General features: G+C 63.0%; 8 protein-coding genes and 1 pseudogene. 4 read left to right on the forward strand and 5 right to left on the reverse strand.

Annotated elements, in window-relative coordinates:
• A partial coding sequence (locus AC1D17_RS26520) for a hypothetical protein (RefSeq protein WP_477568253.1) occupies positions 1-236 on the forward strand: 236 nt, incomplete at its 5' end.
• A 110-nt stretch (positions 237-346) separates the two neighbouring features.
• Here the strand turns inward: AC1D17_RS26520 and AC1D17_RS26525 are convergent.
• Complete coding sequence (locus AC1D17_RS26525) at positions 347-1,456, reverse strand: RHE_PE00001 family protein (protein WP_477568255.1); 1,110 nt, start codon at positions 1,454-1,456, stop codon at positions 347-349.
• A 68-nt stretch (positions 1,457-1,524) separates the two neighbouring features.
• On the opposite strand from AC1D17_RS26525, the gene AC1D17_RS26530 reads away from it, so the two are divergent.
• From AC1D17_RS26530 to AC1D17_RS26540, 3 genes are read left to right on the forward strand one after another with little or no spacing between them, the layout of a single operon-like run.
• On the forward strand, positions 1,525-3,177 hold the full coding sequence (locus AC1D17_RS26530) for a transposase (protein ID WP_477568254.1): 1,653 nt from the start codon (positions 1,525-1,527) through the stop codon (positions 3,175-3,177).
• 5 nt (positions 3,178-3,182) lie between these two features.
• A complete protein-coding gene (locus AC1D17_RS26535) occupies positions 3,183-4,061 on the forward strand; it encodes a TniB family NTP-binding protein (RefSeq protein ID WP_112840497.1) in 879 nt (292 codons plus the stop codon).
• Positions 4,058-5,098: a TniQ family protein gene (locus AC1D17_RS26540; protein ID WP_112840498.1), complete on the forward strand. Its 1,041-nt coding sequence runs from the start codon at positions 4,058-4,060 to the stop codon at positions 5,096-5,098. Before AC1D17_RS26535 ends, AC1D17_RS26540 begins: the two co-directional genes overlap by 4 nt.
• An 8-nt stretch (positions 5,099-5,106) precedes the next feature.
• On the opposite strand, the gene arsK is transcribed toward AC1D17_RS26540, so the two are convergent.
• From arsK to AC1D17_RS26560, 4 genes and pseudogenes are all read right to left on the reverse strand, one after another.
• Positions 5,107-6,330, reverse strand: a complete 1,224-nt coding sequence (arsK, locus tag AC1D17_RS26545) for an arsenite efflux MFS transporter ArsK (protein ID WP_112840499.1) — start codon at positions 6,328-6,330, stop codon at positions 5,107-5,109.
• A 2-nt stretch (positions 6,331-6,332) separates the two neighbouring features.
• The gene (locus AC1D17_RS26550) at positions 6,333-7,739 is read right to left on the reverse strand and encodes an FAD-dependent oxidoreductase (RefSeq protein WP_112849399.1); all 1,407 of its coding nucleotides are present in this window, start codon (positions 7,737-7,739) and stop codon (positions 6,333-6,335) included.
• A gap of 57 nt (positions 7,740-7,796) precedes the next feature.
• Positions 7,797-8,117, reverse strand: a complete 321-nt coding sequence (locus AC1D17_RS26555; RefSeq protein ID WP_112840517.1) for an ArsR/SmtB family transcription factor — start codon at positions 8,115-8,117, stop codon at positions 7,797-7,799.
• Between the two features lie 81 nt (positions 8,118-8,198).
• Positions 8,199-8,325: pseudogene (locus AC1D17_RS26560) on the reverse strand (arsenical resistance protein ArsH); the annotation flags it as partial.

Below are 8,325 nucleotides of genomic sequence, written 5' to 3' on the forward strand. Positions count from 1 at the left end.
CCTTCGAGGCCCACTTCAGCTTCTCGATATGGGACAGCGTCGATAAAGAACACATCGGAATGGGCAGCGAGTCCGCGGAAACCAACAGTGAGGTTACGATGTCCCTCACGATCATCGCCGATCGCGACGTTTCCGAGGGGATCCAAGTTCACGAGATATCTGTCAGCCAACGAACGTTTACTGTCGACTTCGGATATGTCGAAGCTTTCCCGGCGGGTGGGCCCGACGATTACTGAAATCCTGAGGTATCCCAGCTAGAAATAGACCGTCGCCATCAAAGCCAAAAAGCCTCGGTGGCGAAAATTCTGAATCGGGTTTGGGAGGCGCTACGGCCAGGTGAAGAGTGCTACAACAACCCCCATGCCCGAAACCTCCCCCTCCCCGTCATCTCCCTCAAGCCCAGCTCCAAAACAATCCGCCGCGCCGCCTGCGGCGTGACCTCGAGCGTCTCCGCCACCATTTTTGCCGACACCAACGGTTTGGCCATCACCAGCTCGACCAGCTCCGGCAGTCTGGACGACGTCCGCCGCCCCTCCAGTTTTCGATCCATCATCGTTTTTGCCAACGTCAGCCGGTCATGTTCTTTGAGTCCGGTCTCCGCGGCGGCGATCAGTCCTTGGGCGATGGCGAGCAACCGGGTCTCCCGATCACGATGCCGGCGCCGATCGACCGGAATGGTTTTCAGGCCGACATTGATCGCCACCAGATGGGCGCCGGTGGTGACGCCGGCCTGGCGCAGGATCGACGCGGCCAGCAGCCGGCCGAGCCAAGGGGCGTGCTGAAGGACGGAGAGTTCGTTCCAGGCATCCAAGGCGACGATGGCCTGCACCACCGCCGGCAAATTTTCGGCCTGACGCAACACGCCGCGCCATTCGTCGAGCCTGGAATCCTCGTCCCAGTCGAGATCATAGACCAACGGATCTTTTTCCGCCGCGCCGCCACGGCCAGGCCGTGTTGCGTTCTTGATCGCCGCCTCCGATCGGGCCAACACCGCATCGATGGCGGCATAGTCGATGCCGGGAAGATTTTCGATGTCGTCGGCGTCTTCCCCCTCGCCTTCCGAATCGTTCACCGCGCGCCGGATGGCATCGGCGGTCGTCGCCTCGTCCGTGTCAGCCGCCGTGATCTCCGAGGTCTTTCGCAGCGTCCGAATACCGTCGGCCGACAGTGCCCAGCCGGGGAGTTGGGCGGCGATGCGCCGGCGGGTGCGCAGCACGTCGCGGGCGATTGTCAGCTCATGGGTCGGTGTGCGAATATCGCGGACATCGTCGTGGAGGACGAGGTCTTCGAGATGGACGAGTTCGCCGTCGATCCACAGCGAGGCGCAGGCGTCGGCAAAGTGGGTGCGCTCAATCCAGCCCTGCCCGACCGGCGAGCGGGCGATGCGCTCGTCGAGACGCGTTAAGGCGATACCGGTGTGGCTTTTAGTTTGTGATTTCAAACCCGCAAACGTCATACGCCCGTTAGGTTTGGTCGATAAATGCAACACGATTTTCCGCTAACGATTTCAGTGAACCTCCAATTTTGCCAAAGCGATTGCACGATCGAACAACGACGACGGCTGTAGCAATCTCGGCCGACCAATGGTCGACGGCGCGCCGCATAGCGCGTGAGCTGGACAAGATTCTTGATGATGGCGGCTCAAGGCAGACTGCCATTGCGCGTGCGGCGGCCGAGCTGCGGCTGACCGTCCGGCAAATCTACAATCTTCTGGCCCGCTATAGGACCAATCGGACGGTGACAGCCATGCTGCCGCGCACCGCCGAAACCCGGCGCAAGCGGCTTGTGGAAGCGATCGAGGAGATCATCTGCACGACACTACGCGAGCAATGGCTGATCCTGGAGGCGCCTCCGCTCGCACCCGTCGTCGCCGAGATCCGCGCCCGCTGCGAAGAAGCCGGCCTCGCCCAGCCCTCTTATGTCACCGTCGGCCGCCGCATTCCGGCGTTGTTTTCGCCTGAAGAGATTGCCAAGAAACGGTCAGCCAATCTAAAGCACCTGCTGCGGCTGAAACCACGGCCGGGCTACATTCATGCGGCGCACCCGCTCGACGTCTGTCAAATCGATCACACACCGACCGACATCAATTTCGTCGAGGTCGTCGACGGCGGCGGAGTGTTCGTCGGTCGTCCTTACCTGACGATCGTCACCGATGTGGCGACACGAGCCATTCTCGGTTTCTGCCTGACCTTGGAAAAGCCTTCGGTCTTGTCCGTCGCGCTTTGTCTCGCCCAGGCAATTTGCCCAAAAGACGCATGGCTTGCGGCCCGCAATCTCGATCATGCGTGGCCAATGTTTGGCCGGCCGCGGCTGCTCGTCACGGACTCGGCGAAGGAGTTCAAGGGGCATGCGTTCCAACGTGGCTGCGATGACTATGGTATCCGGATTCGCTATCGCGATCGCGGCCGAGTCCACCAGGGCGGCGTGGTCGAACGACTGCTGGGCAAGCTCAATTCAGTTCTCGTCACTTATCCGGGTTCGTCGGGACGCTCGGTGGCCGACCGAGACGAATATCCGTCCGAGCAGCGCGCTCGTCTGAACTTCGCAGATCTGGAGCGATGCGTTGCGCTCGCCGTGATCGATCACAATCTTCAGGAAAATTCCAAGACGCTGAAGGTGCCGACCACGGAATGGCACCGCAACGGGGCGGCTCTGCCTCGCTTCGACGACGATCCACAGCGCGTGCTGCTGTCGTTTCTGCCGGGCGCGGAAAGGCAGTTGTCGCCGCAGGGGATCAATATGTTCGCCTTGCACTATTATTCGCCATGGCTCGGTGCCCTCATTCCACAACGTGATCGCCTCGGAAAACTGGAGGTGCGATACGATCCGCGGGACATCAGCCATGTCTATATCCGTGATCCGGAGACCCGGCAGTTTCGACCCGTCGAGCGACGCGACGGTCAGCGAACGCCGCTGACGCTGTGGGAGCAAGAAGCCGAACGGAGCTTCCGGCGCTCAGCAAACCACCGTTCAAGCGTCGAGAAGGTGGCGTTTCGGCGTGATATCACGGCAATTGCGGCTGCAGCGAAACCTACCAAGCGTCAGTTGCGCGACGCAGTGCGCAGCGCGCACGCTACCGCGGCCGTAAAGCCATATGAAGCCGTGCGGCCACAAGCACCGGCTCCCACCGAGCATCCGGCACGCGAGAAGCGCACGCTACCGGTGGAGGACTGGTAGCGGACATGTCGGATCATTTGCTTGACCACGTCCGGCCGTATCTCGAGCGTGATCGAGAAGAACGGATCGCTTATATCCGCGCCCCGCGTTGGATCGGGCACGATGTGGCGAAGGACGCCCACCGGCGGCTGGCCGAGCTTCTGTCCCGGCCAGTGTCATTGCGAACCCAGGGCCTGATGTTGGTCGGCCCCTATGCCAATGGCAAGACGATGATTGCCGAGCGGTTTGCGGTGGAACATCTCAGAACTGCATCCGAAAAGAAAGTGTGGATAGCCCAGACCCGTGAAGGCGCCGGTCTTGGCCACTTCTATGCCAGCGTTCTCCAGGCATTGCGGGCACCTGGCGCCGACATGCGGGATGTCGGCCGCAAGGCCGAGCAACTCGATCATTTGCTGGCTAGCCTCAGACCGAGAGTGCTGATCTTCGATGAATTCCACAATGCGCTCCGAGGCCGAGCCCGCGATATCGAGGCCATCTTTGCCTTCCTGAGGCGGATCGGTCGTCAGTTCGATGTCTCGCCGGTGCTGATCGGCGAGGTCGCCGTCTACGACTTCGTCAACGCCACCAGCGAGATGGCGAGCCGCTTTGATCCGATCGCGGTTCCACGGTGGCAATATGACGAGGACTATCTCATGCTCCTCGACAGCCTCGAGGCGGCGTTGCCGCTCTCCCGATGTTCGGATTTGTCGAACGAACCATTGGCACGCCTGATATTCAGCCTCTCGGAGGGGCTGATTGGCGAGATTGTCGCCATCGTCACGAAGGCGGCCATCGCAGCGATCAAGTCGGGTGCGGAACGCATTACCAAGGCCGGCGTCGATGATCTGCCCCATGTGCCGATCTCGCAGCGTCGCAACTCGCCTCTGCGCCAGAGCCTTCTATGACGGCCGTCGATGATCTTGGCCTGACGATCGACATCCGCGAGCGATACCGTGACGTCGTTTCGGAAAAGTGGCCCGTCATCGTCACGCCGCAGCACGACGAGTTGCTGTCGAGTTGGCTGCATCGGCTCGCTTATGCCAACGGGATTGCGCCGCGACCATTCGCCCGCGTGCTCGGGCTGAATGCCGGGATGTGGTCGGCCTCGCTGGACCTCAAGCTTCCGGCCGACGTCGAGAACCTGCTTCGCGCGCACACCGGTATTTCACCACAGCGACTCTCGGCGATGATGCTGACGCGCTCATCGTTGAAACCGCTCCTTTTGCCGCTTCGCAGCAGCGGACGACGCGACAGTTCGACCTGGCTGCAGTTCTGCCCCCGATGCCTAGCCGAGGACGCGCAGCCGCATTTTCGGCAGCAATGGCGGTTGGCGATCCAGGTTTCATGCGCGACGCATCGTTGCGGATTGCGCGACCGATGCCCATCCTGCCGCAGCCGCATTGCAGCTTTCGATCAGACCGAACTCGTCCCACAGCACTTCTGCATTCGCTGTGGTTTCGATCTGCGCCGCGCATCGAAAGTTCCGATGAGCCCGCCGGCTGTGCGGCTGAACCAGTGCATCAACGATATTTGCCGGCTGGAGGCGATTACCGGGTCACTACGCAGCGGCGTGCTCGTCCAACGTCTGCTGCGCATGCCCAGCGTTTCCGATCGCTTTCCGACGGCGTCCCTGAGTAGCCTGTCCACATCGATGCGCATCCGATGTGTCGAACGGCTTGCGAACCGACCAACCGATTGGTTGACCGCCGACGAAGATGCCATGGCCGCACATTGGCGGCGTTCCATCCTCTTGGCGGGTGGCCACGCCCCCTTGATCGCGCAGCATGCGGATGCGCTCGAGCAAAAAAGACACCGACGCCCCGCGACGAGCCGCCGCAAGCCGACGGCGGAACTTTCGGCCCTATTGGGAGCCTATGTTCGGATGATGGAAGATCCTCGCCGGCGACGAACCCGCCACCAGGGTGGGAGGCATTCAGGATGACGATCTGATCAGACGCTGTCTGCTGCCGTCTTCGACCTTGCAAACGGACGCTCGACCGCAAGCGTGATGCCGACGAAGGCAAGCACGCTGATCACGCCGACCGCAGACACCAGCCACAGCGACGCGACGACCCCCATCCCCGACATCGAGGCCGACATGCCGACCGGAGCGAGCGCTGCCGTCAACTGCTTGGCCGATGTGCACCAGCCAATACGGCGGCCATATCCCTCCCGTCCGAACAGCTCCAGTGGCAAAGTGCCGCCGACGATGCTCGTCAGACCGGAACCCAGGCCGACGCAGATGGCGAACAGGACGGCTCCCGCCATCCATGGCGCCGTGGCAAGGAGGATCGCCAGGCCAATCGGCAGCAGCACCGCAGCGATCACGGCAAGCCACATCTGAGAGAGGTCGCGCCCGAAGACGAGGTTAATGAGGCGGCTGGTGACTTGCGCGGGTCCGAACAGCGCTGCCACGAGCAGGCCGGCTGCGCCGAGGCCGAGCGCCTGTGTCAGGGGAACCATGTGGACCAGGATCGCCGATAGGGCATAGCCCTCCACGGCAAAGCCGACGAGCATCAGCAAAAACACCAGCGTGCCGTTGCTCGGGCGCGGTGCATCGTTTTTCAACGAGCGTGGCTCGCCCCGGGCATCGGAAACCGCGCGTGATGTCAGCCTTCCCAAGACGAGGTGCACGGGAAAGCAGACGAAGGCGTTCAGTCCGGCATAGGCGAGGAAGATTTCCCGCCATGAAAGCGCGCCATGCAGCCACGAAGTCATAGGCCAGAACAGAGACGAGGCGAAGCCTGCAATGAGGGTCAGATGGACAATCGACGTCTGTGCGCTCCGCCCGCCGGCCTGGACGATCGCCGTGAACGCCGTTGCATAGAGGACGGCGGCCGAGACGATCTGGGTGAGCGCCAGCGCTATGGCGAAGGTTATGGGGCCAGGCGACATCGCGGTCGCGACAAGCGAGAGCGCGGCGCCGATCGAGCCCGCCGCCATCAGGCGCCCCGCGCCGATCATGTCGGCGAGCCGTCCGGACAACGGGGCAACGAGACTTCCGACAAGGAGGGCAAGAGAGAACGCCCCGAACACCCACTCCGGTGATCGGCCGATATCGCGGGCGATGTCCGGCACGAGAATGCTGAGGGCATAGTACAACGTGCCGTATCCGATGATCTGCGTGACGCCGAGACCCCAGACCGTCCAAAGCGGCAGTTTCCTGTCCTCCATCGTCAAACGCCTTCGCTGACGCGTTCGGATTGCCCGCCGGATGGAGGGCAACCGCAGCCGGATTTCCCCGCCGATTTCGCCACCGCGTCGGCCGCGCAGCACGCATCCACCGCGGCCGGCGCGGGACCTCCGCAACATCCGCCCGACGGCGCGCTACCAACAACTGCGCTGCAAACACCCGTTTCGGGAAGGACGAGTTCGACGCTGCGGGCGGACGCATGGTCGCCCGCGATCTCAGCGACCACCGAACGGACCTGCTCGTATCCGGTCTTCATCAGGAAGGTCGGCGCGCGGCCGTAGGACTTGGAGCCGACGATATAGAAGTCCTTCTCGGGGTGGCCAAGCTCCTCGACGCCRTGCGGCGGTACTGTCCCGCAGGAATGGAGGTTCGGATCGATCAGCGGCGCGAGCGCCGGCGGCGCTTCGACGGCCGGATCGACCTCGATCCTGAGCTCGCGCAGGAACGCGAAGTCCGGCCGGAAGCCGGTCACGACCACGACCTGGTCGACACCGAGCCTGAGCGGCTTTCCACCCGCCTGAGCCTCGATCGAAACGCGGCCGTCCTCGCTGGTCAGGCCTTGCACCGAAAACGAGGTCAGCATGTTCAGGTGCCCGTCGACAATCGCCCGTTTGGCCGCCAATCCGAGCGCGCCCCTCTCGGGCAACTGGTCGTTCAGGCCGCCGCCGAGGAGGCGATCGACGCCGTGATGTCGGAGCGCCCAGAAGATCTCGGTCCGGGGATCGGTCTCCTGCAGTTCCATCAGGGCCAGCGCGACGTTGATGGCGGAATGTCCGCTCCCGACCACGAGCGTCCGCTTTCCGATGAAGTCGGCACGCCGGGTACCGGCGACGTCGGGAATACCATAGGACACCCGGTCGGAGAACCGCTCGCCACGGACKGGCAGACCGTTGGCGCCCATGGGATTGGGCTGCCCCCAGGTGCCGGACGCGTCGATGACCGCCCGGACGATGGCGTCGTGCTCGCCGTCTCCGTTTGAGTAGCGGACGACGAACGGCCGTTCGTCACGCCCGATGGAGGAGACCTTGTCGAAACCGCTGCGCGCCACTGCGGTCACGCTTGCTCCGAGCCTGAGCCCGCGAGCAATCGCGGGGACACCGGAAAGCGGCAGAAGGTAGTCCTCGACGATCTCCCGTCCCGTCGGCAGATGGTCCGGCACTGGCGCCGCCCAGCCTGTGGCATCCAGGAGGTTCCGCGCCGCGTCGTCGATGTTATATTTCCAGGGGGAGAAGACCCTCACATGCCCCCACTCCAGGAGCGCCGCGCCGACGGAAGCGCCGCGTTCCAGGATCAGCGGCTCGATGCCGCGCACGACAAGGCGGGCGGCTGCCGCAAGCCCGACGGGGCCAGCGCCGACGACGGCGACGGGCAGGCTTTCATTCGAGGTCATGGCAGCTCCTTTTGTATTTCCCGAATTTTCGAAATATGAGAGCAAAAAAGGGGGCGGTCACACGGCCGCTACCTCCGGTCGTTTGGCGCAGCCGGCGTCGGCGCAGCATTCGTCGACGAGATAGCCGATGAGGGCGTTCATGTCGCGGTAGCTGGCCGTGCAGATTAGTGTCGTCGCCTGGCGTTCCTGCACAACCAACCCGGTGTCCACGAGCCGCTTCAAATGGTGTGAGAGCGTCGACGCCGGGATGTCGAGCTTTTCCTGGAGCCGCCCGACAGGCAGGCCGTCGTCGCCGGCGCGGACCAGCGCCCGAAAAATGCTGAGGCGCGTTACATTGCCGAGGGCTTCGAGCTGGGAGGCTGCTTTTTCGATAATCATGGAAATAGCAATATCGCGGGTGCTGACGCCTGTCAACTATATTTCGATAAATCTCGAAATAAGCAATTAGTCCGGCCGGGCTCAGATCGACTTGAGCTTGACCCGCTGAACCAGCTTCGCCGCGTCTTCCTTGCGCTCGCTGTATCGGTCGGTGAGATGGGCCGAGACATCCCGGGTCAGCAGCGTGAACTTCATCAGTTCCTCGCAC

The sequence above is a fragment of the Pararhizobium sp. P1_E7 genome (assembly GCF_056405855.1).